Origin of the sequence: Actinomyces bowdenii, assembly GCF_017592395.1 — a bacterium.
Taxonomy (GTDB): domain Bacteria; phylum Actinomycetota; class Actinomycetes; order Actinomycetales; family Actinomycetaceae; genus Actinomyces; species Actinomyces bowdenii.
Genome location: NZ_JAGFOU010000010.1, coordinates 1 through 25893, shown reverse-complemented (window position 1 = coordinate 25893; position 25893 = coordinate 1). Strand labels below are relative to the sequence as shown.

22 protein-coding genes are annotated in these 25893 nt (G+C 69.9%); 13 read left to right on the top strand and 9 right to left on the bottom strand.

From position 1 onward, the window contains the following. Nucleotides 1-273: 273 nt before the first annotated feature. From J5X07_RS05900 to J5X07_RS05880, 5 genes are all read left to right on the top strand, one after another. Complete coding sequence (locus J5X07_RS05900) at nucleotides 274-2118, top strand: phosphotransferase (RefSeq protein ID WP_424924090.1); 1845 nt, start codon at nucleotides 274-276, stop codon at nucleotides 2116-2118. Then, complete coding sequence (locus J5X07_RS05895) at nucleotides 2115-3080, top strand: DMT family transporter (RefSeq protein WP_208478989.1); 966 nt, start codon at nucleotides 2115-2117, stop codon at nucleotides 3078-3080. Before J5X07_RS05900 ends, J5X07_RS05895 begins: the two co-directional genes overlap by 4 nt. A 25-nt stretch (nucleotides 3081-3105) precedes the next feature. Further along, a complete protein-coding gene (locus J5X07_RS05890) occupies nucleotides 3106-4365 on the top strand; it encodes a lipopolysaccharide biosynthesis protein (protein ID WP_208478988.1) in 1260 nt (419 codons plus the stop codon). A gap of 83 nt (nucleotides 4366-4448) precedes the next feature. After that, a complete protein-coding gene (locus tag J5X07_RS05885) occupies nucleotides 4449-5558 on the top strand; it encodes a glycosyltransferase family 4 protein (RefSeq protein WP_208478987.1) in 1110 nt (369 codons plus the stop codon). Nucleotides 5559-5955: 397 nt separating this feature from the next. Next, on the top strand, nucleotides 5956-6183 hold the full coding sequence (locus J5X07_RS05880; RefSeq protein ID WP_124934688.1) for a hypothetical protein: 228 nt from the start codon (nucleotides 5956-5958) through the stop codon (nucleotides 6181-6183). A 556-nt stretch (nucleotides 6184-6739) separates the two neighbouring features. Here J5X07_RS05880 and J5X07_RS05875 read toward each other — a convergent pair. Next, complete coding sequence (locus tag J5X07_RS05875) at nucleotides 6740-7306, bottom strand: hypothetical protein (protein WP_124934689.1); 567 nt, start codon at nucleotides 7304-7306, stop codon at nucleotides 6740-6742. A gap of 104 nt (nucleotides 7307-7410) precedes the next feature. Here J5X07_RS05875 and J5X07_RS13245 point away from each other — a divergent pair, with 104 nt between their 5' ends. The 3 genes from J5X07_RS13245 to J5X07_RS05860 all read left to right on the top strand — a co-directional run bounded on the left by J5X07_RS13245 (nucleotide 7411) and on the right by J5X07_RS05860 (nucleotide 8687). Beyond that, entirely contained in the window at nucleotides 7411-7854 is a 444-nt protein-coding gene (locus tag J5X07_RS13245) for a transposase family protein (RefSeq protein WP_279596077.1), read from the top strand. A gap of 152 nt (nucleotides 7855-8006) precedes the next feature. Then, nucleotides 8007-8258, top strand: coding sequence for a transposase family protein (locus J5X07_RS13470; protein ID WP_208478985.1), 252 nt, complete (start codon nucleotides 8007-8009; stop codon nucleotides 8256-8258). A gap of 24 nt (nucleotides 8259-8282) precedes the next feature. Beyond that, nucleotides 8283-8687, top strand: coding sequence for an IS630 family transposase (locus J5X07_RS05860; protein WP_124934690.1), 405 nt, complete (start codon nucleotides 8283-8285; stop codon nucleotides 8685-8687). Nucleotides 8688-8750: 63 nt separating this feature from the next. On the opposite strand, the gene J5X07_RS05855 is transcribed toward J5X07_RS05860, so the two are convergent. From J5X07_RS05855 to J5X07_RS05840, 4 genes are all read right to left on the bottom strand, one after another. Next, nucleotides 8751-10955, bottom strand: a complete 2205-nt coding sequence (locus tag J5X07_RS05855) for a DUF2142 domain-containing protein (RefSeq protein WP_208478984.1) — start codon at nucleotides 10953-10955, stop codon at nucleotides 8751-8753. After that, the gene (locus tag J5X07_RS05850) at nucleotides 10948-12480 is read right to left on the bottom strand and encodes a sugar nucleotide-binding protein (protein ID WP_208478983.1); all 1533 of its coding nucleotides are present in this window, start codon (nucleotides 12478-12480) and stop codon (nucleotides 10948-10950) included. Before J5X07_RS05850 ends, J5X07_RS05855 begins: the two co-directional genes overlap by 8 nt. 182 nt (nucleotides 12481-12662) lie before the next feature. Continuing rightward, entirely contained in the window at nucleotides 12663-14228 is a 1566-nt protein-coding gene (locus J5X07_RS05845) for a glycosyltransferase family 2 protein (RefSeq protein WP_208478982.1), read from the bottom strand. After that, nucleotides 14225-14701, bottom strand: coding sequence for a hypothetical protein (locus J5X07_RS05840; protein ID WP_208478981.1), 477 nt, complete (start codon nucleotides 14699-14701; stop codon nucleotides 14225-14227). The genes J5X07_RS05845 and J5X07_RS05840 overlap by 4 nt, the downstream gene beginning before the upstream one ends. 55 nt (nucleotides 14702-14756) lie before the next feature. Between J5X07_RS05840 and J5X07_RS05835 the strand changes: the two genes are divergently transcribed. Beyond that, nucleotides 14757-17435 carry a glycosyltransferase gene (locus tag J5X07_RS05835; protein WP_208478980.1) on the top strand — a complete coding sequence of 893 codons (2679 nt, stop codon included), beginning with the start codon at nucleotides 14757-14759 and terminating at the stop codon, nucleotides 17433-17435. A 112-nt stretch (nucleotides 17436-17547) separates the two neighbouring features. Here J5X07_RS05835 and J5X07_RS05830 read toward each other — a convergent pair whose 3' ends face one another. From J5X07_RS05830 to J5X07_RS05815, 4 genes are read right to left on the bottom strand one after another with little or no spacing between them, the layout of a single operon-like run. Beyond that, nucleotides 17548-18549: a glycosyltransferase family 2 protein gene (locus J5X07_RS05830; protein ID WP_208478979.1), complete on the bottom strand. Its 1002-nt coding sequence runs from the start codon at nucleotides 18547-18549 to the stop codon at nucleotides 17548-17550. Continuing rightward, nucleotides 18546-20030, bottom strand: a complete 1485-nt coding sequence (locus J5X07_RS05825; protein ID WP_208478978.1) for a glycosyltransferase family 4 protein — start codon at nucleotides 20028-20030, stop codon at nucleotides 18546-18548. The genes J5X07_RS05830 and J5X07_RS05825 overlap by 4 nt, the downstream gene beginning before the upstream one ends. Next, entirely contained in the window at nucleotides 20027-21247 is a 1221-nt protein-coding gene (locus tag J5X07_RS05820; protein ID WP_208478977.1) for an ABC transporter ATP-binding protein, read from the bottom strand. Before J5X07_RS05820 ends, J5X07_RS05825 begins: the two co-directional genes overlap by 4 nt. Beyond that, nucleotides 21247-22077: an ABC transporter permease gene (locus tag J5X07_RS05815; protein WP_243896519.1), complete on the bottom strand. Its 831-nt coding sequence runs from the start codon at nucleotides 22075-22077 to the stop codon at nucleotides 21247-21249. Before J5X07_RS05815 ends, J5X07_RS05820 begins: the two co-directional genes overlap by 1 nt. Before the next feature lie 515 nt (nucleotides 22078-22592). On the opposite strand from J5X07_RS05815, the gene J5X07_RS05810 reads away from it, so the two are divergent. The 4 genes from J5X07_RS05810 to J5X07_RS05795 form a co-directional block, all read left to right on the top strand. Continuing rightward, a complete protein-coding gene (locus J5X07_RS05810) occupies nucleotides 22593-24305 on the top strand; it encodes an alpha/beta hydrolase (RefSeq protein WP_208478976.1) in 1713 nt (570 codons plus the stop codon). A gap of 189 nt (nucleotides 24306-24494) precedes the next feature. Then, nucleotides 24495-25103: a hypothetical protein gene (locus J5X07_RS13240; protein ID WP_208478975.1), complete on the top strand. Its 609-nt coding sequence runs from the start codon at nucleotides 24495-24497 to the stop codon at nucleotides 25101-25103. Then, nucleotides 25093-25566 (top strand): alpha/beta hydrolase, encoded by a 474-nt coding sequence (locus J5X07_RS05800; protein WP_208478974.1) that lies wholly within the window; start codon nucleotides 25093-25095, stop codon nucleotides 25564-25566. Before J5X07_RS13240 ends, J5X07_RS05800 begins: the two co-directional genes overlap by 11 nt. Before the next feature lie 3 nt (nucleotides 25567-25569). After that, nucleotides 25570-25893, top strand: a 324-nt coding sequence (locus J5X07_RS05795) for a hypothetical protein (protein ID WP_208478973.1), incomplete at its 3' end; no start/stop codon positions are given.

Genomic DNA, 25893 nt, shown 5'->3' with positions numbered 1-25893 from the left:
CATCGAAGCCTCCACCGGCCGACCGCATTCGCGCCCTCCCAGGAAAGCACGGCCAGAAGCGGGGACTCGTCCTGGTCCCGCCCCGGGCAGGCGGAGGGGCCGCGGATTGGGCGGCGGGCACAGCGCCCGTGGCGCCTCCCCGCGCCTGGCACTCCGAGGCCACTCCCCCACCGGAGACCGACGTCACAGCCCTATACGTTCACCTATCACCCATGAAGCACTATTCTCGAACACACCCACAACCCCTTCCACGATGAACGGATGGTGCCTTCCGTGACCACCCCAGCGGGCGCGCTCACCCAGCCCCAGTTCGACGTCCTCTACGCCCTCCTGCGGGCCGGGGCGGCCCTGACCCAGCGGCAGATCCACGAGACCACCGGCATGTCCCTGGGAGCCGTCAACACCGCGGTGCGCGAGTGCGAGGCCCTGGGCCACATCGCCGAGCGCAGCATCACCGATACCGGCCGGCAGGCCCTGGAGCCCTACCGGGTGGACAACGCCATCATCATGGCCGCCGGGCTCTCGCGCCGATTCGCGCCGATCTCCTACGAGCGCCCCAAGGGCACGCTGCGCGTGCGCGGGGAGGTGCTCGTCGAGCGCCAGATCCGCCAGCTCCAGGAGGCCGGGATCGCCGACATCACCCTGGTGGTGGGCTACAAGAAGGAGTACTTCTTCCACCTGGCCGAGCAGCTGGGCGTGCGCATCGTGGTCAACGACGACTACGTCACCCGCAACAACAACGGCTCCCTGTGGCTGGTGCGCGAGGACCTGGGCAACACCTATGTGTGCTCCTCCGACGACTACTTCACCGTCAACCCCTTCGACTCCCACGTCTACAAGGCCTACTACTCGGCGCAGTACGTCGAGGGCCCCACCCAGGAGTGGTGCCTGGCCACCGGCCCCGGCGGGCGCATCACCGGCGCCCGGGTCGGCGGCGCCGACGCCTGGACGATGCTGGGGCACGTCTACTTCGACCGCGCCTTCTCCTCCGCCTTCCGCCGGATCCTGGAGCGGGTCTACCACCTTCCCGAGACCCTGCCCAAGCTGTGGGAGTCGATCTACATCGAGCACGTCAAGGAGCTCGACATGGTCATCCGCCAGTACCCGGCGGGAGTCATCAACGAGTTCGACTCGGTCGATGAGATCCGCGGCTTCGACCCCATGTTCATGGAGAACCTCGACTCCGAGGTCTTCGACAACATCTCATCCTCCCTGGGATGCGCCAAATCCGAGATCCAGGACTTCTACCCCCTCAAGCAGGGCATCACCAACCTGTCCTGTCACTTCTCGGTCTCAGGCGAGGAGTACGTCTACCGCCACCCGGGCATCGGCACGGACAAGATCGTGGACCGCCAGGCCGAGTTCGAGGCCCTGCACCTGGCCCGCGACCTGGGGCTGGACGGAACCTTCCTCACCGGCGATCCGCTCAAGGGCTGGAAGATCTCCCGCTTCATCCCCGACGCCCACAACCTGGATGCCTCCAGCACCCACGAGCTGTCCCAGGCCATGATCATGGCGCGCAGCCTCCACCAGAGCGGCCGGACCCTGTCGCGCAGCTTCGACTTCATCGACGAGGGCATCCGCTACGAGTCCCTGCTCACGGAGCACGGGCCCATCGACGTCCCCGGCTACGCCGAGCTGCGCGAGAAGGTGATGCGGCTCAAGGCCCACGCCGACGCCGACGGATTCCCCCTGGTGCCCAGCCACAACGACTTCTTCCCCCTGAACTTCCTGGTCGACGACCGCGACGGCATCCACCTCATCGACTGGGAGTACGCCGGCATGTCCGACGTGGCCAACGACTTCGGCACCATGGTGGTGTGCGCCGAGCTGTCCGAGGAGCGCGCCGATGCGGCGCTGGGCTCCTACTTCGGCCGCAGGCCCACCGATGTCGAGCGCCGCCACTTCTGGGCCTACGTCGTCTTCGCCGGGTGGTGCTGGTACGTGTGGGCCCTGGTCAAGGCGGCCGAGGGCGACGACGCCGGGGAGTGGCTCCTCATCTACTACCGCCACGCCGCCAACTACGTGGACGCCCTGCTGGATTCCTATGAGTCCGGCACCACCGAGCTGCCCTCCCCCCTGGACAGCCACCGACTGAGCACGAGGAGCGGATCATGAGGTTCGGCATCATCTCCGGCTGCCTGTGGGGGCTGGACACTGTGGTCCTGGGCATAGCCCTGGCGATGTCCCCCTTCCTGGGCGCCGGTGAGGCCTCCCTGGCCAGCGCCCTGCTGCACGACGCCGTCTCGGCCATCATCCTCCTGGTCTACATGGGGATGCGCGGACGGCTGGGGCACACCCTGGAGGCCATCAGGACCCGCAGCGGCAAGGCCGTCATGGCCGGCGCCGTCATGGGCGGACCGGTGGGGATGAGCGGGTACCTCATCGCCATCAACAACATCGGTCCCGGCTACACCGCCATCATCTCCACCTTCTACCCCGCCGTGGGCACGCTCCTGGCCTTCCTACTGCTCAAGGAGCGGATGCGGCCCCGCCAGATCGTGGCCCTCATGGTGGCGCTGACCGCCATCATCCTCATCGCCTGGTCGTCCTCGACCACGCAGACCGGCCCCTCCCCCCTCATCGGGGTCATCGCCGCCCTGGCATGCGTCCTGGGATGGGGCGGGGAGGCCGTCATCCTCGCCTGGGGGATGCGCGACGACAAGGTGGACAACGAGACGGCCCTGCACATCCGCCAGACGACATCGGGACTCGCCTACATCCTCGTGGTCGCGCCCGTGGCGGGGATCGTCGGATTCTCCTCGCAGGCCGCCCTGTCCCCATCCATGGGCATGGTCTTCCTGGCCTCCCTGGCCGGAGCGGTGTCCTACCTGTTCTACTTCAAGGCCATCGGCCAGATCGGCGCCTCGCGCGGCATGGCCCTCAACATCTCCTACTCGGCGTGGGCGGTCGTCTTCGCGCTGGTCCTCCAGGGGACCGTGCCCACCGTCCTGCAGGTGGTGTGCTGCGTGGTCATCCTCGTGGGCACCGTGCTCGCGGCCACCCCCGACTGGAGCGACCTGCGGCTGGGGCCCCCGCGCACGCGCACCGGCACCGGCACCCCGGTCCTCACGCACTGACCGGGCCACTGCCAGGCGGGCGGCCGTGCACAGCGACGGGCCCCGGGCATCGGGCGCCGCTCCGCCCAGGCGCGACTACCTGTGGAATGCGGCGGCCTCCCTGACGGGGTCCCTGGCCCTGGTGGTCATGCTCGCCATGGTCAACCGGACCGCCGGGATCGAGGCCCTGGGCCTGTACTCACTGGCCATCGGGATCGGCCAGCTGTTCCAGACCCTGGGCATGTACGAGGTGCGCGCCTACCAGGCCACCGACGTCCGCCGGCGCTTCAGCATGGGCGTCTACCTGGCCACCAGGCTCGTCACGGTGGGGCTCATGGTGCTGGGGATCATCGGCAACGCCCTATGGGTCTCCTCCACCGCCACCACGGCCCTGGTCATCATCGTGGTGGCCTGCCTGCGGGTCTTCGACGCCTTCGAGGACGTCTTCCTCGCGGAGTTCCAGCGGGCGGGGCGCTTGGACCTGGGCGGCCGGGCCAGCACGCTGCGCACGGCCGTGACCGTGAGCGCCTTCTGCCTGGCCCTCGCGCTCACCCGCGACCTGGCCGTCTCCGCCCTGGTGGCACTGCCGGTGTCCCTGCTGGCGGTGCTGGCGGCCTTCCTGCCCCCGGCGCGCGGTCTCATCTCCCGCCGGCCCCAGTGGCGGGCGCGGGCCATCGGCGGGCTCCTCCTGGAGTGCCTGCCGCTGTTCCTGGCCTCCTTCCTGGCCATGTACCTGGTCAACGCGCCGCGCTACGCCATCGCGGCCCACCTGGATCTCAGGGCGCAGGGCTGCTTCGCGATCATCTACATGCCGGCGGTGACCATCAACCTGCTCTCGCTCCTGGTCTTCCGGCCCCTGCTGACGCCGATGGCGGTGCGCTGGGCCCAGGGGGACCGTGAGGCCTTCACCGGCCTCATCCGCCGGGGACTGGCCACGACGACGGCAGTCCTGCCCATCGTGGCGGCGGTGGCCTACCCGCTGGGCCCGCCCCTGCTGGAGCTGATCCTGGGCCAGGACGTCTCCGGGCTGCGCCCCGAGCTCATGGTGCTCCTAGCCGGAGGCGCGCTCAACGCCGCGGCGGTCATCCTCTACTACGCGCTGACGACGATGCGCCACCAGCGCGTCGTCCTCCTCGGCTATGCCCTGGCCGCCGCCACCTCCTGGGGCCTGTGCCGCCTGCTGGTGCCCCGCGCCGGGCTCATGGGGGCCAGCGCCGCCTACTGCGCCTCCATGGGCGTCCTGGCCGCCGTCTTCGCACTCCTCCTCGTGGCGCGGATGCGGGGCGGGGCGCCCGGTGGGGCCTGAGGACCGGCCCCGGGCTCCTCGGCTAGCATGGTCCCGGCCCCGGCTCGATCCCCATGCGCCGGGGGCGGTAGAAGGATCACCTCATGAAGCTCGCCATCATCACCAACACCTACCCTCCCCGGACCGGCGGACTGGAGTTCCACGTCCAGCACCTGGCCCAGGGGATGGCGGAGCAGGGGCACAGCGTCCATGTGCTCACGGTCTCCCAGGAGGGCCCGGGCCGGCGCCGTGATGGCAGCGTCGCCGTCCTGACCGGGCGCTCCCGCCTGCCGGTGGCCGACGTCATCAGCTTCCCCTCCCCGGGCACCACCCGGCGAATCGCCGACTACCTGGCCGCCGAGGGCATCGAGGTGGTCTCCACCCATACCCGCTTCTTCCCCATGAGCCTGGTGGGGCTCCAGGCGGCCCGGCGCGCGGGCATCCCGGTGATCCACACCGAGCACGGCAGCGGCTTCGTGGCCTCCGCCTCCCCGGTGATCGCCGCGGGCTCGCGGACGGTGGACCTGACCTGGGGGCGCCACGTCCTGCGCCGCGCCGACCGCGTCCTGGCGGTCTCCCCCCAGGCGGCAGACTTCGTCACGCGCCTGAGCGGGGTGGAGGCGGAGGTCTTCTACAACGCGATCACGCCGCCGGTGGGCACCGGGCGGCACAGCGATCGTCCCTCCCGCCTGGTCTTCGTGGGGCGCGTGGTCGATGGCAAGGGCTGGGACGCATTCCTGGAGGCGCTGGCGGCCCTGCGCCGCAGCGGCCTGGAGGTCGACGGCGAGCTGCTGGGCGACGGCGCAGACCTGGCCCTGGCGCGACGGCGGGCCTCGGAGCTGGGACTCGACGGTGTCGTCGACATCCCCGGGCGGGTGCCCGCCGCCCAGGTGCGGAAGCGACTCGACGGCGCCACGCTGGTCAATCCCACGGTCCTGTCCGAGGGCTTCCAGACCACGCTGCTGGAGGCCATCGCCGAGGGGGGCCGGGTGGTGACCTTCGAGGTTCCCGGTGCGCGGCTGCTGCGCGACTCGGGGGCCCCGGTGATGATCTGCGCCCAGCGCACCACCGCCTCGCTGGTGGCCACGCTGCGCGGGCTCCTGGCCGATCCGCCCGCGCCCGCCGCGCCCGAGCTCATCACCCCCTGGACCTGGCCGGTGCGGGCCCGCCAGTACAGCCGGATCGCCCAGGAGGTCCTCGACGGCGCCCGCTGACGCCGCCCTTTAATCACCCGCACAATCAACTTCACGCCAATTCGCACACACCTTTTAACTCACCCCCCCCAGATCACAAGCAAACTTCAGTAGTGTAATGCCTCGCGACATGGGTGACTGGATTTATGGGTGTTTTTCGGACGGTGATTGTCGCATTGGTCAGGCTGCTTTCTGGTCTACCAAGGAGTTCACGCTCGACCCCGTTGGGGGTTCAGTATCCCCGTGCGAAGTGCAGCCGGGTGAGATTGAGCTTTTCTCGCCGGGGGTGAGGTGTTGGGGTGGGGATCGTTGAGATGCTGGGGAGAAGTGGGCGTGTCGCAGGCGGGTGCGTGCGGGGCCGTGGGCCAGAGTGTTGTTTTCGACCAGGAAAGCACTCCCACAGGCAGGCCCCGCACGGGTGTCCTATCATGCCACTCTTGAGGTCCCTGACTCCACCGCCCGCACTATCAGTGGGTGGCTGACCGCCCACCGCAAGACCCATGACATCCGGCCGGCTCAGCGGGCTGCTGCACCCTGGACTCAGGCGGTGCTGGTGCTGCGCTGGCTCATCGGCGTCACCAGCATGAGGGCCCTGGCGCGCGATAGCGGCATCAGCCTGGCCACCGCCTACCGCTACCACCCGTGAGGCCCTGGAGGTCATTGCCCAGCGGGCCCCGAGCCTGAAGTCAGGTCATCGAGCAGATGCGCCAGCAAGGTGAGCCCTTCTGCTGCCTGGATGGGACCCTGATCCGCACCGACAGGGCCGCATCACGCGATCCCGATACCGGTGACCGCCTGTGGTGCTCCGGCAAACACAGGGCCTTGGGCGCCAACATCCAGGTGCTGACCGATCACACCGGCCACGGGAGGACGTCCCCGCACCACCCTGGACCACCTCACCCCACGCCAAGCCTTCGAACGCCTCCTCGCTGCTCCCACCTCTTGACACCAAGCCACACCCTCATCGTCTATGCAACACCATCCACAGGCCACTGATTCACACCGGCGCCCTACTTCCGTTGAGGCCACACGAAGGCCGCCGTTTTTTAATAACTCGTTCTCCTGGCGGACCTCGGAGTACTTCCCTCTCGACACGGCCTCTATCCTATCGGATCAAACGGGACAACATTTTCTCCCACTGCCCGAAAACGCCAGGCAGTCCAACACACTTCATTTAACTCCAGCCACAGCGACACGGAGAGCTACAGGTTCCTTATTTCAGAAGTCATCACCACAATATTGCAATCCACAGAGACCGCCAGTTCTTTTACATAAAGGTTCTCTGTGTCCGATCCGACTGGAAGCAGGTCGGCACCAACTATGCCATCAGCATCTCCAGAGGGCACCGCAGAGAAAGCACAGTTCTTGGGGACATACTGGTGCAGCTCAGGGTAAACGGGTGGCAGTAGCGACGCCGATCCTGTCGACTTTTCATCCAGGGCTTTAGCACTGTATGGAGCTACTTTAAGGACTGCATGCAACCATACTGGACGGTCTGGCTCAGGAAGCAACTCGCGTTCTCTGAGTCGGGCCTGTGCCACCCAGTTCGCTGAGGATACCTCTAACGCAGGCATCCTCTTAGTCAACGGCTTGACATCAGTCTGTATCTCTAGAGGCTCTGGAACATACTGAGTGAACTCTGCAAAACGGTCATCTTCAGCCGACTGCACCCCATTTCTCATAACCGAACACCCCGCCAAACCCAGTGCAGCGCAGATTGCAGCAACAATCCCAGCACAGGTGCCACATATCTTTCTTAATTCAATCATGATCAAACCTCCTCGGTATACACAAAGTAAACAATTCGAAATGAACTTTAAACTAGGCAGAATGATCTACGGGCGTTATTCATGGGGGTTTGCTCGTGTTGTTAATGGGTGCATCGGCCGTCTCGGGAGATAATTGGGTTACCACACTCGATCCCCATGGGAGGCGGCCGATACATTATCAGTCTACCACGGGGCTGCGCGATGATGATGTTGATGAGCTTGCCGGGCGCATCGGGGAGGTCCTCGAAACACGGGGTCAGAGCCTGTCGGGTTACTGCCTGGGGCTCAGGCAGCAGGTGGAACTGACCTTGGTGCTGGCGCGTCATAATATCTCCCAGGCTCTGTCCGCCGACATGTACGGTATCTCCCAGTCCACCGTCTCCAGGGTCGGCAGGCGCATGATGCCCCTGGTCACCCATGTGCTGGCCATGACTGGCATGTCCCTGGCCCAAGCCGTGACCCAGGGTGGCCTACTGCTCGTTGATGGCACGCCGATCCCCACTGGCAACAACCCCGCAGCCGGCAGGCCGATCGAGAAGGCCAACTGATTGGGGCAAGCACCACGCCCAGTGCCTGAGCGTCCAGGCCACGCCACCACCAACGGCTTGCTCGTAGCAGTCTCAGACCCAGTGCCCGGCTCGCGTCACGATAGCGCTGCCTTGAGCTTGTGCGGTTGGGATGAGATCCTTACCGGCGCCGATTGGATCGCCGATACGGCTTACACTGCTCATGGTGCACTGACCCCCATCAAGAAGACTCCAGGCAGAGATCGCCTGGAATGGGAAAAGAGTTCAACAGAGCCGTATCATCCACACGCGCCGCAATCGAGCACACGATCGTCACTTTGAAGAAATGGAAGATCCTATCCACCGGCTATCGCCACCGCCAGTCAGAACTGCCCAGTATTATCACCTTGGTCACCAAACTCGAGCTCTACAGAACAGGCCGGTAACCCCCACATGAATAACACCCTCAGATGGCCACCGGCCACGTCACGGCCGCCTGCAGGCCCCGCCACCGCCACACCGAGCTCCTGGCCTTCCTGCGTCAAGTCGCCAGGGCCTACCCCGATGTCGAGCTGCACCTGATCATGGACAACTACGCCACCCACAAGACCCCGCAGGTACAAGCCTGGCTGGAGGACGACCCCCGCATCCACATCCACTTCACCCCCACCAGCGCCTCCTGGCTCAACATGGCCGAGATCTTCTTCTCCGTCATCGCCCGCGCGGCCATCCGCCGGGGAGTCTTCACCTCGCTCAAGGACCTCAACGCCAAGATCCGCGCCTTCATCGACGGCTGGAACCAGCGCTGCCACCCCTTTGCCTGGACCAAGACCCCCGACGAGATCCTCACCAAATGCCGACCAGAAACAAACTAACAGCACACGACACTAGAGGGGCGAAACCGCGTCGCTGAGATGATCGGGACGATCCGGCGCGCCCTACCCGGCGGCGCCGGCCGCGCAGGCCGCCGAGCTGACGGAGGCGGGCCCCGAGTCGGCGGTCGTGGGGTCGATGACCATCGGATCCCATTGCGGCTCGATATCCGCCCACTCCCCCGGCTCCACCGGCCGAGCCTCAGCCTCCGCCAGGCGCCCGCCCTGAGATGGAGGGTCCTGCTCCGGTGCGCCCTCGGAGCGCTCGGCCAGCTCGGAAGAGGTTGGACCGGCCTCGACACCGGGTGCAGCAGGGCCCCCGCCACCCTCCGACGAGGCCAGCGGGCCAGACGCGCTGCCACCGGCACCGGTCTCCTGCGCCCCCTCCTCACGGGCCCCGGAGTCCTGGGCGCCCGCGGCGGCGACCGCAGCCGGCTCGCCCGCAGTAGAGGCGTCCACTGCCCGAGCCCCGGCCCGCCGGCCCTGGCCACCATCCTCCTGCGGCCGGGTGGGCTCCACCGGCCCCTCCTGGCCGAGGGCCCCGAGGCGGCGGGCCAGCAGGAGGGCGCAGACCAGCGCCACCGCGTACATGAGGGAGCCGATCATCCACACGCCCATGGGCGAGATGGGGATGTCCCACCACCACTGGGGCTGGAAGTCCAGGTTGATGGGCAGCCATCCGGCGGTCTCCTTGCCCAGGTTGACCAGGCCGTGGGTGTAGCGCAACAGGATCCGGTGCAGGGCGTAGGCGTGGGCCAGGGAGGACAGGCCCACGATGAGCACCGCCTGCGGGGTGGACAGGATCCGCTCCCCGCCGCGCTGGGGCAGCCACACGAGGAAGAAGGGCGCCAGCAGCGGCAGCAGGTAGCGGGGCTGGAGCTCGTAGTTGGACTCGAAGCCCTGCGTGTAGGACAGGACGGCGGGCAGGCAGACCAGGGCACCGGCCAGGACCCCAGCCGACAGCAGCTTCCTCCAGCCCACGGTGCGCGCGCCGATGAACAGGGCGATGCCCGCCAGGCCCAGGGCCATGACGGCGATCGGGCCGTCGAAGGGCACGTCGAACCAGCCCGCGCCCCAGCGGCTGCCCCCGTAGAAGCCCCCGAGGTACTCGGGAATGGTCAGGATGATGAGCTTCAGGCGCGTGCCGTCCGACAGCGCACTGGTGGGCTCGGAGGAGGCCACCGCCTGGGACTGGCCCGAGCGGAGCATCATCCAGGCGCCGATGGCGCTGACCGCGGCCGCCACCGCCCCGTGCAGGAGCACCCGGCGGCGCCACCTCAGGCCGATGAACAGCGCCAGGGAGACGACCAGCAGGTAGAAGGCCGAGTCCCCGCGGCAGGCGCAGGCCAGCAGCGCGCCCACCAGGGCCAGGCCCAGCAGCGCCCAGCGCCGTCGGCCCCGGCTGCGCAGCGAGCCGTACATGCCCGCGGCGTAGCCCAGCACGCCGGTCAGCGCCCAGGAGCTGGGGTTGTTCGAGGCCACGAGGTAGAGGCCCATGGGCATCCAGGCCAGGATGACGGCCAGGGCGTACTGCTCGCGCAGGCGGGCGGGCATGGCCCAGCCGATGGCGCCCAGCAGGCCCACCGCGATGAGCAGGTTGACCGCCCGCATCGTCAGCGCCGAGACATCGACGTCGTCGCCGATGAGCAGGTGGTGGAAGCGGTAGTACCCCGTGGGGTAGTTGCCGTCGTCGTAGCGCCGCGAGTAGATCTCGGCGTCCTCGGGCACCGCGCCCTGGCAGGAGGCGGGCACCTCCTCCTGGAAGGCGTAGCAGCGGGCGGTCTCCGAGACGCGGGAGGGCACCAGGACCTGGACCTCGCCGTTGTGCTCGCGCGTGGCGCAGCCCGAGGAGGACACCGGCCGCGGGCACCAGATGCTGCCCAGGTGGAAGTCGTCGTCGGGGGACCCGCCCACCGGGGAGGCCACCACCCAGCTCAGGCCGGTGGCCAGGACCGCCACAGCCAGCACCAGTCCCAGGGCCCACCTGGATCCCGCCCGACGGCGGTCGGCGCGCGGGCCGGAGCGGTGCTGCGCGCCGTGGGTGGCGGCGAGCCTGCGCAGCGCGGTGGGCCCGGGCCCGCGGCCACCGGCAGACGAGGACTCCTTGGGCGCGGAGACCGCGGAGGCCGCGGCTCCCGTGCGTCCCGCTAAGGCCGGTGAGCGGCCCTGCGGGCTCTCCGCACTCCCCATGCCCTCAGCGCGCTGCGTGCTCGTGGGGCTCCCGACGCCCGGCGCCGTGGCCGTGCTCTCAGGCATGCTGTTCTCAGGCACGCTCTCCGCCTTCCTGGAGCAGGGCCGCGACATAGTCCTCCAGGCGGCGCATGGAGTCGGCCGGGGTGAAGCCGGTGGCCTCGATCCTGGACAGGTCCAGGGTCGAGTTCAGGGGCCGGGGTGCCGCCTCCTGGCCGGCGAAGTACTCCTCGGTGGTGATGGGGGTGACCGACTCGGGGCTGTGCCCGGTCAGCTCGTAGACGCGCCTGGCCACATCGGCCCAGGAGACCACCTCGCCCTCGCCGGAGAGGTTGTAGGTGCCCCACGGCGCCCCGGTGCGCAGCAGGTGGATGATGCCCTCGGCCAGGTCGGTGGTGAAGGTCAGGCGCCCGACCTGGTCTGCCACGACCTTGGGCTCCACCCCCCGCTCGGCCAGGGAGGCCATGGTGCGCACGAAGTTCTTGCCCTCGCCCACCACCCAGGAGGTGCGCACGAGGTAGTGGCGGGGGGCGGCGGCCACCGCGGCGTCGCCCCCGGCCTTGGACTGGCCGTAGACGCCCAGCGGGCTGGGGTCCTCATCCTCGGTGTGGATCTCGGCAGTGCCATCGAAGGTGTACTCGCTGGAGATGTGCACCAGGGTCAGGCCGTGGCGGGCGGCGGCCCGGGCGAGGTTGGCCGGGCCGGTGGCGTTGGCCCTCCAGGACAGGCGGCGCCCCTCGGGGGTCTCGGCGCCGTCGACATTGGTCCAGGCGGCGGCGTTGATGATGATGTCGTAGGCGCCCCAGTCGGTGGCCTCCATGGCGGCGGCATCGGAGATGTCCACCTCGGGCAGGTCCACCTCGGTGGCGGTGAAGCCCGCCCGCGGCAGGCGGCCCATGAGCTCGCGGCCCAGCTGGCCCTTGGCCCCGGTGACCAGGACCCGCCGGCCCGCAGGCGCCGTCGGCGCCCCAGCGGCATCGGCCGCGCCGGCGGGGTCTGCCGCATCGGCGCCCCCGGTCGGCTCGGCCCGGGGCGCCACGAGGGCCGCGGGGAAGGGGGTGACCGCCTCCAGGCGCGGGTGGGCACGGTCCTTGTCGGACAGGATCGCCTCGCTCAGCGGGATGGGCCAGGGCACGGCCACGGTCTCGTCGGCCAGGTTGAGGAAGGTGTACTGGGCCTCGGCCGACCAGTGGTCGTTGACCAGGTAGGTGTAGGCGGTGCCCGGCTCCAGGGTCTGGTAGGCGTTGCCCACCCCCCGGGGCACGTAGACGGCCACGGAGGGGTCGATCTCACAGGTGTAGACCGCCCCGAAGGTCTCCCCCTCGCGCAGGTCCACCCAGGCGCCGAAGACCCGACCGGTGGCCACCGAGACGTACTTGTCCCAGGGCTCGGCGTGGATGCCGCGGGTCACGCCCGTCTCATCGTTGAAGGAGATGTTGTTCTGCACCGGGCCGAAGTCGGGCAGGCCCAGGGCGAGCATCTTCTCGCGCTGCCAGTTCTCCTTGAACCAGCCCCGGTTGTCCCCATGGACGGTCAGGTCGATCCGCAGGAACCCCGGGATCGGCGTGGTCTCGATGCCCAGGGGCTTGGCGGTCTGGACGGTCATGGGCGCTCCTATCAAGGATCTTCAGGACTTCCCGGCGTGCTCGCCACGGCCGTCGTACTGGGAGGCACTGGGAACTGCCGCGGCCCGGCGATCATAGCGCCTCAGCGGGCAGCCCCGGGCACCCGGTCGGCGCGGGGGCCGATCGGGCTGCGGGGAGGCGGGCCCTGGCCGTCCCGGGGCCGTCAGCCCCAGTACTCGATGTGGGGGTCGGCGGCCATGAGGCCGGCCCAGGGGGCGAGCCTGGCGGCCTCGGAGTCCAGGGTCCGGGCCTGGCGGGTGGAGGACTCGCGGTGGATGAGGCGCACGCTGTTGACGCACACGATCGAGGCCCCCCGGCTGGCCAGGCGCAGGCAGAAGTCGGTGTCGTTGAAGTTCAGCGGGAGCTCCTCGTCCCACCCGCCCACGGCCTCGTGGTCGGCGCGCCGGTACATGAGGCAGGCGCCCGTGACCGCCAGGTAGTCCACATCGGCCTGGGCCATCGGCTCGGCGGGGTCGTCGGGCTCGTGGAGCCGGGGGTGGGTGGGCAGGATGCTGGGCGGGCAGACCACGCCCAGGTGCTGGATGCCGCCGTCGTCGAAGAGCAGGCGGGCCCCCACGGCCCCCACTCCCGGCAGGTCGAGGGTGGCGAGCATGTCCTGGATCCAGCCGGGGCGCACGGGCTCGACGTCGTCGTTGAGCAGCAGGACGACGTCGCCGCCGGCCTCGGCCACGCCGGCGTTGATGGCCCGGGAGAAGTTGAACCCCCCGCGGGTGCGCGCCACGCGCAGGGGACCGCGCCACAGGGCCCGGCAGGACTCGATGGCCGCCTCGGGCGCGGCCTCATCGACGACGAGGATGATCTCGCAGTCCACGCCCTCGACGGTCTGCGCCAGGGCGGCCACCAGCACCTCGACCAGGACGCGCGGGCCGGCGCCGGCCAGGTCGCGGCGGGTGAAGGCGGTGGGCACGACCACGGAGACGCGGTGATCGCGCGGCGTGCGGGGAAGGACCCGGGGCAGGCCCGTGGGCCCGGGGCGCACGGCCTCGCCGCTGCGGCCCTGGCGCTCCAGGTGGCGGCGGACCGTGGCCAGGCGGTCGGCCAGGGCGCCGGCCTGCACGGGGCCGGCCTGGTTGACGGCCACCACCGGGCAGTGCTCGACGACGCCGGCGGCGCCCACCAGGCGCAGCTGGAGGTCCCACTCGGTGTCGGCGCCCAGCTGCGGGGCAGTGGTGCTCTCGGCCCGGGCGGAGGAGGGCTCCTGCCCCGAGCCGGTGACCTCGCGCAGCAGCCCGGTGCTCACCAGCAGGGCGCGCCCCGCATAGGGCAGCTGCTCCAGGAGGCGCAGGGAGAAGCGCGGGCAGCGGCGGATACTGCCCTGCTCGATGCGGTCGGCGGTGACCACCTGGGCCGAGCGCGCCCGGGCGAAGCCCTCCAGGGCCCGCAGGCTGCCGGGCTCCAGCCGGTCCCCGGCCCGCAGCAGCATCGCGTAGGGGGCCTGGGCGAGCCGCGCGCCCTGCCCCCAGGTGGTGCACACGTGCAGCTCGTCGGCGGGTGAGGACACGACGCGGGCACTGGTGGTGGTCGCCTCGACCTCCTGCGGGTCCCCGTCCAGGACCAGGACCGCGACGCCTCGGGGGCCGTCCGCATCGGCAGGGGCCTGCCGTCCGGTGGTGCCGGGGGCCCCGGCGGCCTGCGGGGTGGCGGCAGTGACCGGGGTGGCGGCCTCCTGAGTGCTGGAGCGGCCCGGGCCGGTGCCGGCGGCGCTCATCGCAGGAGCCTCCGCACGGCACCGCCGGCGCGGCGCCGCAGGCCCCAGTAGGCCCGGCTGCGCAGGCTGGCGGCCGAGGGGGCCGCCGGTGCGGCTCCCTGGCCCAGCTGGTTCTGGAGGTCGGCGACCAGGGCGTCGACGGCCTTGAGGTGCCGCTCCAGATCGCCGATGTGGGCGATCTGCTCCTCGATGATGTCAGCCCGTATCGCCGCCGCCGAGGACAGGGAGGTGACCTGGGCCTGGAGCTCGTCGCAGCGCAGGGACAGCGCCCTCATCGAGATGGCGTCCTGCGCGGGGCCCACCGGCTCAGGCCGGCCCGGCCCCGGGACCGCCGCCCGGGCCGGCTGCGCGCCTCGGCCGTCGCCGGCCGCCTGAGGCGCCTGCGCCTCATCGGCCCGGGGCCCGCCGGGGCCGCCGGCGTCGGGGGCCGCCTGCGCCCGGGACTGGGTGTGGGAGGACTCCTGCCTGCTCATGCGCCCAGCATAGGGCCCCGTCTGGGGCCGGAGGAACATCGGTACCATGAGGCCCATGAGGATTGCCCAGGTCTCCGCCCACTACCCGCCGAACTTCGTCTCGGGGGGGACCCTGGTGCCCCAGCGCATCGCGCGCCTCGTGGCGGCCGCAGGCCACGAGTCCCACGTCTACGCCGGCTACCTGGATGAATCGCGCGCCCCCCTGGAGACCTGGACGCAGGCCGACGGCCAGGGGGTGGAGGTCACCTGGCTGGTGACCACGCCGTGGACGGCCTGGAGCGACCCGCTCAACTTCGACAACCCCGCCGCCGCCGAGGCCTTCGCCGCCTGGCTGGAGCAGGTGCGCCCCGACGTCGTGCACATCCACTCCCTGCAGACCCTGGGGGTGGGCCTGGTGGAGGCCGCCCACCGCTTCGGGGCAAAGGTGGTGCTCACGATGCACGACTTCTGGTGGTTCGGCTCCCGCCAGTTCCTGGTGGACCATGACATGCGGCCCTGCTCGCTGGTCAGCGAGTGCGGCTCCTGCGACTGCGACTCCGCCCCCCAGCTGCGCGGGCGCGGCGCCCGGCTGCGGCGGGCCCTGCACAGCGCCGACCTGGTCCTGGCCCCCTCGGCCTCCGCCGCCCGGGTCTTCGCGGCCAACGGGGTGGACCCCGATCGCCTGCGCGTCAATGAGAACGGCCTTCCCGATGACCAGCTCGCCCGGCTGGGAGCCAGCCCCCGGGCGCGCAGCGGCGACGGCCCCCTGCGCCTCATGTACGCCGGGGGCGAGCAGGAGATGAAGGGCTTCCACATCCTGGCCCAGGCGGCGCGCGGCATCGGGCCTCGCGAGGGGCTGGGCCTGGATGCCTACGGGGTGGGCGCCTCGGCCGCGCGCGGCCTGCCCTCCTGGTTCCGCGCCCGCGAGGCCTTCAAGCCCGAGGAGCTCCTGGAGGTCCTGGAGGACCATGACGTCCTGGTGCTGCCCTCGGTCATGCGCGAGTCCCACTCGATCCTCACCCGGGAGGCCCTGGCCGCGGGCCTGGCCGTGGTGTGCACCGACACCCTGGGGCCCGAGGAGGCGGTGGCCGAGGGCGTCAACGGGCATGTGGTGCCCGCCGGGGAGCCCGGGGCCCTGGCCGAGGTCCTCCAGCGCCTGGCCGACGACCCCGCCGCGGCCCGGGCCCTGACCGGCCGGGGCTCGGCCTCCCCGATCCGCTCGCTGTCCCAGCAGGGCGCCGAGCTGCTGGAGATCTACGACGAGCTCGCCCAGGACCGGGGCACCGACCCCTCCAGCCCCGTGCTGCTGGAGCCCGCCGGCGAGCAGCCCGACATCCTGCAGGCGCAGGCCCAGCTGCTCCACCGCATCCTGTTCATCGTAGGCATCGATGGCGCGCCCCTGCGCTACCGCTGCTACCTGCCCGCCGAGGCCCTGGCCCTGCACGGCCACGAGGTGACGGTGCGCCACTACTCCGACCCGCGCCTGGACCAGGACATCCACGAGGCCGACGCCGTCGTCCTCTACCGCGTGCCGGCCACCGACCGCATCCTGGGGATCATCGAGCAGGTCAAGGCCCGCCCCGAGCCGGTCCCCGTCCTGTTCGACGTCGACGACCTCATCTTCGACTCCACGCTGCGCGGGCGGCTCGACGGACTCAAGGCCCTGTCCAAGGCCGAGGAGGACCTGTGGTGGCACGGCGTGGACCGCTACCGCACCACCATGGAGGCCTGCGACGGCTTCGTGGGCTCGACCCGCACGCTGTGCCAGGAGGCCACGCGGCTGACCGGCATGCCGGCCTACCGCTTCTCCAACGGGGTGGGCATCCCCCTGGCGCGGGCCTCGGACACGGCGGTGCGCAACGACTCCGGCGCGGGGGCGCTCCCCAGCGGCCAGGGCGCTCAGGGCGGCCCGGGGGCCCAGGGCCCCGGCAGAACCGCAGGCGGGGCCGATGCCGCCTCCCCCCGGACGGTCACCATCGGCTACTTCTCGGGAACGACGACGCATGACGCCGATTGGGCCGCCGTCGAGCCGGCCGTCATCGCCGTCATGCGGCGCCACCCCCAGGTGCGCCTGACCCTGGGCGGGCACCTCAGGCCCACCCGGGCCCTGGCCGAGTTCGGGGACCGGGTCTCGCGCATGCCCTTCACCTCCTGGCTGGAGCTGCCCACGCTGCTGCGCCGCACCGATATCTGCCTGGCGCCCCTGACCGGGGACTCGATCTTCAACGAGGCCAAGTCGGCGATCAAGTGGCTGGAGGCGGCCCTGGTCTCACGGCCCACGATCGCCAGCCCCACCCAGCCCTTCCGGGAGGTCATCGAGCCGGGCCGCACCGGCATGCTGGCATCCACCACCGCCGAGTGGGAGGAGGCGCTGGAGGCGCTGGTGTCCTCGGTGAGCCTGCGCACCCGCATGGGGGCGATGGCGCGGCGCGAGGCGCTGCTGCGCTTCTCCCCCTTCCTCCAGGGGCGCGCCTACCGGGAGCTGCTGGCCCGGGCGGCCATCAGGGTGCGCCTGGAGGGCCACCGCGCCGACTCGGCCTGGGAGCCGGTCTCCGACCCCGAGCCCGCCTCCCCCATCCCCGTGGAGCTCGACCCCTACGGCCCCGACGTGGCCCCCCACCACCTGGTGGCCCCCACCTCCACCGACCGGGCCAAGCGCCTGGTGCGCCGGGCCGTGGCCATGGCGCGCACCGAGGGCGCGGGGCCGGTGCTGCGCCGTGCGCGCCAGAAGGTGGCCCGCAGGCTTCACGGGTAGCGGCGGCCCGCGGCGATATGAGGGCCCGCTCCTCCACAATGCGAGTTCGGGGTGCAGAATGCGATGGCCCTGCAGTCGCATTCTGCACCCCGAACTCGCATTCCGGGCGCCCTTAAGAGGGCCGGGGTCCCAGACGGCCGCGCAGGCCGTGGGCGATGCCCTGGGCCAGGGCGCGGGCGCGCTGGCGGCGCGGGGGGGCCAGCAGGGCGTTGAAGGCGCTGTACTTGGCCATCCACACCAGGTAGCCCACCCGCCAGGCCAGTGGCAGCAGCCCGGAGGCGATGAGCGCGATGGTGTTGCGGGCCAGGTAGTAGTTGCGCACCGGCCCGTGGACGTGGATGGGCTGGGCGCGCCCGGGCAGGCGCACCACGGAGTCGCCCAGGGAGTGGGCCATGGGGGTGCGCGTGTCCACGTAGAGCTCGTAGCCCTCGCGACGGGCCCGCAGCCCCCACTCCAGGTCCACGTGGTCGATGAAGAGGTCCTCGTTCATGCCCCCCACCCGCTCGAGGGCATCCATGGAGATGAGGCAGCCCGAGGCCACCAGGAAGGCCACGCTCAGCAGGGGCTGGTCCAGCTCCTGGGGGGTGGCGCGGCGCGGCCCCCACCGGCGCGGGACGTAGACGAGCTGGTCGCGGCCCTCGCGCTCCTCCCCCACCAGGGGCCCCACGGCGGCGGTGGGACCTGGAGGCTCGGCGCCCGGGCGGGGCCCCGGCGGAGCACTGGAGGAGCCGGGGGCCGCCCCCGTGGGGGCGGGGGCCTGGCTGGCGGCGAAGGCCTCCAGGAGGGAAGCGACCATCCCGGGGCGGGGCGCGGAGTCGTCGTCGGAGAGCAGGACCCAGCGCGCGCCCAGGTCGCGCGCCCGCGCGATCCCGGTGTTCTGGGCGGCGGCGATGCCCAGGTTCTCGCCGTTGGCCACGAGCTGGGCGCCGGTGCGCCCGCAGGCCCGGCGGATGGGCTCCAGCTCGGCGCCGGTGGAGCCGTTGTCCACCACGATGACCCACTGGCACTGGCGGGACAGCTCCTCGATGAGGGCGGGGGCGGCGCCATCGGGGTGGTAGGTGACCACGACGGCGGCCACCGCATTGCCCGGGCCGGCCTGGGGCCGGGCGGTCATCGGCGGTACCTGGCCAGGCGCCAGGAGATCTTGTCGGCCACGCCCTTGACGCCCCGGGTGCGCAGGACGCGCACGGCGGCCCGCAGGTCCCGGCGGGCGGCGGCTGCCAGGGAGAGGCCGGCCGCCCCCGCCGCCTCGGCGAGGCGATCATGGTCGGCGGCGCGCCGGGGGTGGGCGCAGTAGGAGGTCAGCGGCTCCAGGCTCCGGCGCCAGCGGAACTCCTCGGCGGCCTGGGCGACCCGGCCCCGGATCTGCTCGGCGTGGGCCTCATCGGTGAGGATCCGGGTGATGGCACTGGCCAGGGCCTCGGTGTCGCCCACCGGGACGGTGGCGCCCAGCTCGCGCTGCTCGACCAGGGCGCCGAAGGAGTCCCCGGCCGAGCACACGATGGGCAGCCCCGCCCACAGGTAGTCCAGGATGCGGGTGCGGAAGGAGAAGGCCGTCTCGATGTGGTCGAAGTGGGTGGAGATGCCGATGTCGGCGTCCATGAGGTAGTTGATGCGGTCCTCATAGACCACCCAGTCCTCGTGGAAGAAGACGGTGGTCCCGGTCAGGCCCAGGCGGTCGGCCTCCTGGCGGGTGCGCAGGGCCATGTCCATCTCGGGCACGTCGGGGTTGGGGTGCTTCATGCCCAGGAAGAACAGGCGCACGTTGGGCACCTCGGCCCGCACCATGTCGATGGCGCGCACCACGCTGAGGGGGTCGAACCAGTTGTAGACCCCGCCGCCCCAGATGACCACCGGGTCGTCCGGGCCGATGCCCGGGATGGTGCCCTTGATGGGGTGGCGGGTCTGGGCCGGGGCCTCATCGGAGGTGCCGAAGGGCACCACGTCGATGAGGCTGCGCAGGGAGGGGTCGGCGTCGTAGGTGACGGGGTTGATGCGCCCGGCGGCGGCCAGGTGGCCCAGCCACAGGTCGCGCTGCTTGTCCGAGGCGCAGATGAAGAAGTCGCCGCGGGAGACCTGGGCGCCCAGCTCGGCCAGGGCCCGGGCCAGGGCCGCGTCGCGGTCCTCCAGCGGCTGGTACTTCTCCACCTCCAGGGACTCCAGGTGGAAGGGGTCGTAGAGGTCGATGACGATCCTCTGCTCCGCCTCCCGCAGCCAGGGGAAGGTGGCGGCGATGTAGCCCTGGATGATGACGACGTCGGCACTGGCCACCTCGCGGCGGAAGGTCTCCACGCTGGTGCGCGCCACCAGGAAGCTGTCGGAGCGGCGCTGGCAGTCGGCGAAGGTCACCAGGCGCACGCGGTGGCCCTCGGCGGCCAGGCGGGCGGAGATCTCCCAGGCGCGGATGGCCGGGCCCGCCATCCTCTCCCCCAGGGTGTCCAGGGTGACCACGAGGATGCGCTGGGGCCCGGTGGGGGCCCTGCCGGGGTCCTGGGCGGGGTCCTGCGGCATCGCGGCCGCCGCCCCGGGGCCGGCCGCGGCGCCGCCGTGCCCGACCTGCCCGGCCTGCCCGGTCTGCTCTGTCTGCTCGGTCATGACTGGGTGCCCTCCTGTACCGGCTCCTGCGCCTGCCACTGCCCGGACATGGCCACCGGCCCCCCGGAGTCCAGGCCGGTGCCGTGGCCCACGTGGAGCCAGGCGATGTCGCGCACGAAGTCCACGACGTCGTCGGCCCCGGTGCCCACGATCCCGGCGTGGACCCGGTAGAGGCCTCGCTGGAGGGGCAGGGCCGGAATGGTGATGTCGACGTGCCCGCGGCCCTCCAGGGCCTCCAGGCGCGCCCCCTGGTCCCGGGAGAAGCAGGCCCAGAGGTTCTCTCCCTCGGCGGTGTCCAGGGTGATGCCGAGGTTGGGGTCGGGGATCGGCGAGCGGGCGCTGTAGTGGATCCGCAGGGTGGTGCGCTCGCCGCTGCGCAGGCCCTCCTCGCCCACCGGCCCGTGGGGGCCGAGGATCTCCACCCGCTCCACCAGGGCCTCGCCGGTGCCCCAGCGCACCCGCCCGTTCTCATCTGTGCGGATGTTGGTGCGCGCGGCGTCGGCGTACTGCTCCAGGACGACCTCGGCGGCGCCGTGGGCGCGCAGCTCGCCGTGGTCGAGGTAGGCGGCGTGGTCGGCCATCTCGCGCAGCTGGGGCAGGGAGTGGGAGACGACGACGACGGTGCGCCCGTCGCGGCGGAACTCGGCGAACTTCTGGGCGCACTTGTCCTGGAAGGAGGCGTCGCCCACGGCGAGGATCTCGTCGACGAGCATGATCTCGGGCTCGGTGTGGATGGCCACGGAGAAGCCCAGGCGCACGTACATGCCCGAGGAGTAGTTCTTCACGGGCTGGTCGATGAAGTCCTCCACGCCGGAGAAGTCGACGATCTGGTCGAACTTGGCGTCGACCTCGCGGCGGGACATGCCCAGGATGGAGCCGTTGAGGTAGACGTTGTCGCGCCCGGAGAGCTCGGGGTGGAAGCCGGAGCCGACCTCCAGCATGGCGGCGATGCGGCCGTGGCGGGTGATGGTCCCGGCGTCGGGAACCAGGATGCGGGCCAGGCACTTGAGCAGGGTGGACTTGCCCGAGCCGTTGTCGCCCACGAGGGCGAAGGTCGAGCCCTGGGGGATGTCCAGGTCGATGCCCTTGAGGGCCTGGAACTCGGTGTGGCCCGAGCGCCCGCGCCGCAGGAGCGCGGACTTCAGGGTGTTGTTGCGCTCCTTGTTGATGCGGAAGGTCTTGGCCACGCCCTCGATGGTGATCGCCGGCTGGGTCATCACAGCACCTCCGCGAGTCGCGACTGGTGGCGGTCGAAGACCCGCCAGCCGATGAGGAAGGCCCCCAGGGACAGGGCCAGCACGATGAGGCTCGTGCTGGCATCGGGGAGCCGGTTGTCGTAGAGCAGGTTCCGGAAGGCCTCGATGAAGTGGTAGAAGGGGTTGAGCTCGTAGAGGCGGAAGACGGTGATGCCGTGGAGGGCGCCCAGGGAGTCCGAGACCTTGCGCACCATGGAGGCGGGGTAGACGATCGGGTTGGCGTAGAACCAGATCTGGAAGAGGATGCCCACGAGGTACTGGGTGTCGCGGAAGTAGACGTTGGCGATGGACAGCATCATGGCCACCCCGGTGGCGAAGAGGGTGAGCAGGACCATGAGGGCCATCGCCGGCAGGATGTAGAGGTAGGGCGCCCCGCCCAGCAGCACCACCACCAGGACGAGCACGAGCATCTCGATGCTCCAGGAGTAGAGCCAGGACAGGGAGTTGGACACCAGCAGGGCGGAGCGGGGGAAGTAGACCTTCTTGATGAGGTTCTCGTTGCCCACGAGGGTCCCCATGCCGCCGTTGACGACGTTGGAGAAGAAGGACCAGGGCAGCAGGCCGCACATGAGCCACAGGGCGAAGACGTCCAGGCCCGAGGGGTCGCCCGCATCGGGCTGGACCCTGATGATGAAGCGGAAGACGAAGGAGTAGACGATCATCAGGGCGATGGGGTTGGCCAAGGACCACAGCTGGCCCAGCGCCGTGCGCTTGTACTTGCCCTTGACCTCGCGCATGGTGAGGTTGTAGAGGAGCTCACGGGACTCCCGCAGATCAGTGATGATCGACAAGACACATCCTTCGATTGAGTGGGCCCTATCCGCTCGCCGCCCACCGCCGGTCGGCGGCCGCACCGGGCCGGGACCCGTGGGGCTCCGGGGCGAGCGACCGGCACAGGCCTGGGCGGGTGAGCACAGGGCGAGGGCCGGGGCTCTGGGAGGAGGACGGACAGGACGAGGGGCGCCGTGCTCGGCGGTCGTGGTGGTCGCCGCCCGGCGCGCCCGCCCTACGCTACCACCCCGCGCCGCCCGGCTGCGGGCCCTACATGGGCCCTACTGTCCCCTTGGCCGGCACCGGGACGGGGTGGCGGTGAGGGGACGGCCGCAGACCGGAAGGGGCTTCGTCCGGCCGTCGGGAACGGCCGGCACGATCGGCGACGACCGGTAGAATCACGGGCGTGTCACGGCTGGGAGCGCCACTGAGGATTCAGCGCACCCGGGGTGGGGTGCTGCGCTCGCCTGTAGCGGGTACAGCCCGTATCGAACAGGAAGATTGATACAGTGTGTGAGATGAGGAGGTCTCGGTCATGCCGTCGTTCAAGGATGTTCTTACGTGGGATGGGACGGCTTTGCGTGATGCGGGTGAGGAGCTGGTGGCGGCCTCCAAGAGCTATGAGTATGTCTATGGGGAACTCGACGGACTGAAGGTGGAGGGCCTGGAGGGTGAGATCGCTGAGGCCGAGGCCAAGGCGCGGCGGATCCTGGCCGATGACGCGATGGACCTGTGGACGGCCCTGGATCGCGGCGGCAAGGATCTGCAGGACGCCGGCAACAGCGCTGATGCGCTGGCCGCCGAGGCGCTGGATATCCAGGCAACCGCCACCAACGATGACTTCACCATCAGCGACAGCGGCGAGGTCACCGACACCCTTCCTCCTGGCGATCCTGAACGTGAGACTTACGATGAGTTCGGTGTCAATGCACGGACGATTGCAAGAACCGCGCTTGAGCTTCGCATCGAGGTGGTCTTGGAGCAGGCGGGGGATGTGGAGGTCTTCTTGGAGGGGGTCTACAACAACATCGCCCAGGTCAGCACGATCGCCCAGGGGCCCAGCGCCTCAGTGGTCAACCACGGCGATCGCCAGCCCCCCGCGTCCTGGTCGGCCCAGGACGTCAACGACTGGTGGACGGCCATGACCCCCCAGCAGCGCCAGCACATCATCGACACCCACCCGGCCTGGATCGGCAACCTCGACGGCATCCCCGCCCAGGACCGCCACGCCGCCAACATGGTCTGGCTGCCCATCATGAAAGCCCAGATCGACCAACAAGTCCAAGACTACAAGCCCAAGACAACTCAGTACCGGCATCCAACAATGCACCATGTCATCACGGAGAACACCTCGGGGTATCAAACGCTCTTGAATCGCCAGGCGGCTATCACCTCACTCTACAACCAGTTCAACAACCCAGACCGGGACGAGGAGACCTACCGTCACACGCTCCTGGTGCTGGATAATAGTGGTGATCATTTCCGGGCCGCGGTGGGCTCGGGGAATATCGATACCTCGGACCATGTCATGGTCTTCACCCCGGGGATGAACTCAACAGTGGGATCGGCCTTGACCAAGACCGGCGAGTGGGGCAGTGGGGTCACCGACACGGACAACACCCTTGATGAGGCTCGTCGGCAACTGGCTGCGCAGGGCCGGGATGACGAGTCCGTGGCCGGGGTGACCTGGCTGGGCTATGACGCCCCGAATCTAGCGGAGTCCCTCTCCAGGAACTCGGTCTTGATCCAGGCCGAGGCCCGGGAGGGGGCTGCGAGCCTGTCCTCCTTCTACAACGGGCTTCAGGCCACCCACCACGGCGACCCCCACCTGGATTCCTCGGGCCACTCCTACGGGTCAGTCGTCAACGGCCTGGCCCTGCAACAGACCGACGTGGTCGATGAGCTGGAGGTGCACGGCTCACCCGGACCGGGAAGCGCCGACGCCTCGGACATGGGCCTACTGCCCGATCACATGGCGGAAGCCACAGCAGATGAGGATTGGATTGCTCGATCCGGATGGCACGGACCATCACCACATCTGAGTTCTGACTTCGCTCATATGGAGACCGACACCCACAGCAACCCCCGCTACGACGGCAACCCCAAGAACGGCGGGCCCGAGTTGCCCGGCTCCAAGGGACACTCCCAGTACTCCAGGCTCGGGCAGGACGGCACGCCGAGCACCTCGCTGTACAACCGGGCCAGCGTCCTCATCGGCGACGGGGTCACCATCCCCGAGGAGGGCTGACACGTGAACGATCAGGACTCATCGGCTCATAGCCCGGATAGCCCCGCCCCGCGGTGGGTGCGGGTGGTCTTGGGAGTCATCATGGTCTTCCTGATCCTGGCAGTGGCCCTAAGTCATTTTGTGGTGCGTCTGGCCCAGGATATTGAACACTATAACGAGGTCAATTCTCGTCCTGTGTTCGATGGGGTGATGGATGATACTCCTATCACGGAGGCCCGGGCCCAGACCATCGACCTGCTCCTGGCTATCTACCAGGCCCTGGAGGACCAAGCCGGCCTGGGCCCCTGGGAACCGGTGACCAACGACTACCAGATCCAAGGCGCCGACCTGATCTGCAGCCCCACCGGAGAAGGCGCCAACGAGGAATACCTCCTAGCCACCGCACCAGGAGACATCACCTTCGAGCAGGCCAACACCATCATCGGCCAGGTAGCAGAGCCCCACGGCTTTGCCAGCATGAAGGAGAACATCAGCGTCTTCGTGCGCGCCTCCGACGGAGCCAGGATCTGGTTCGATGCCGCCGCCCCCGGATACACCACCGTCGTCATCACCACCGGCTGCCACCCCGGCACCATCTACCAGGACTGGCCCACCGGAACCGAGAACATCCCCACCCACCTACGCGGCATCGGCAGACGACACCGCGACCACGAGACCTGGAGCCCCCAGGAGCCCACCAACCCCACACCCTCACCCCCACCAGGCTGGACCACACCCACACCCACCCCCAGCACACGACCCGAGCGCCCCTCACTCCAGAACACCACCACCCCCGAGGAGGAGCAAGGTGCTGGATAACAGTGGCGATCATGTCAGGGCCACCCACCACGGTGACCCCCACCTGGATGCTTCGGGCCACTCCTACGGGTCGGTCGTCAACGGCCTGGCCCTGCAACAGACCGACGTGGTCGATGAGCTGGAGGTGCACGGCTCACCCGGACCGGGAAGCGCCGACGCCTCAGACATGGGCCTGCTACCCGACCACTTGGCAGAGGCCTCCGCTGACGAAGACCCGGTGACATTTCCCGGGCCACACGGAAGACCACCACAGACGAGTCCTGACTTCGCTCATATGGAGACCGACGCCCACAGCAACCCCCGCTACGACGGCCATAAAGAACATGGAGGCCGAGAGCTGCCCGGGTCCGAGGGGCACTCCCAGTACTCCAGGCTCGGGGAGGACGGCACCCCAAGCACCTCGCTGTACAACCGGGCCAGCGTCCTCATCGGCGACGGGGTCACCATCCCCGAGAAGGGCTGACACGTGAACGATCAGGACTCATCGGCTGATAGCCCGGATAGCCCCGACCCGTGGTGGATGCGGGCGCTCAAGCGCATCGCGATAACCGCGCTGATCCTGGTGACGATCCTGGCCTGCTTCATCGCGTACCTGGCCTGGGATATCTCACGGTATGACGAGGTCAACTCCCCTCCCATGTTCGATGGGGTGATGGATGATACTCCTATCACGGAGGCCCGGGCCCAGACCATCGACCTGCTCCTGGCTATCTACCAGGCCCTGGAGGACCAGGCCGGCCTGGGCCCCTGGGAACCGGTGACCAACGACTACCAGATCCAAGGCGCCGAC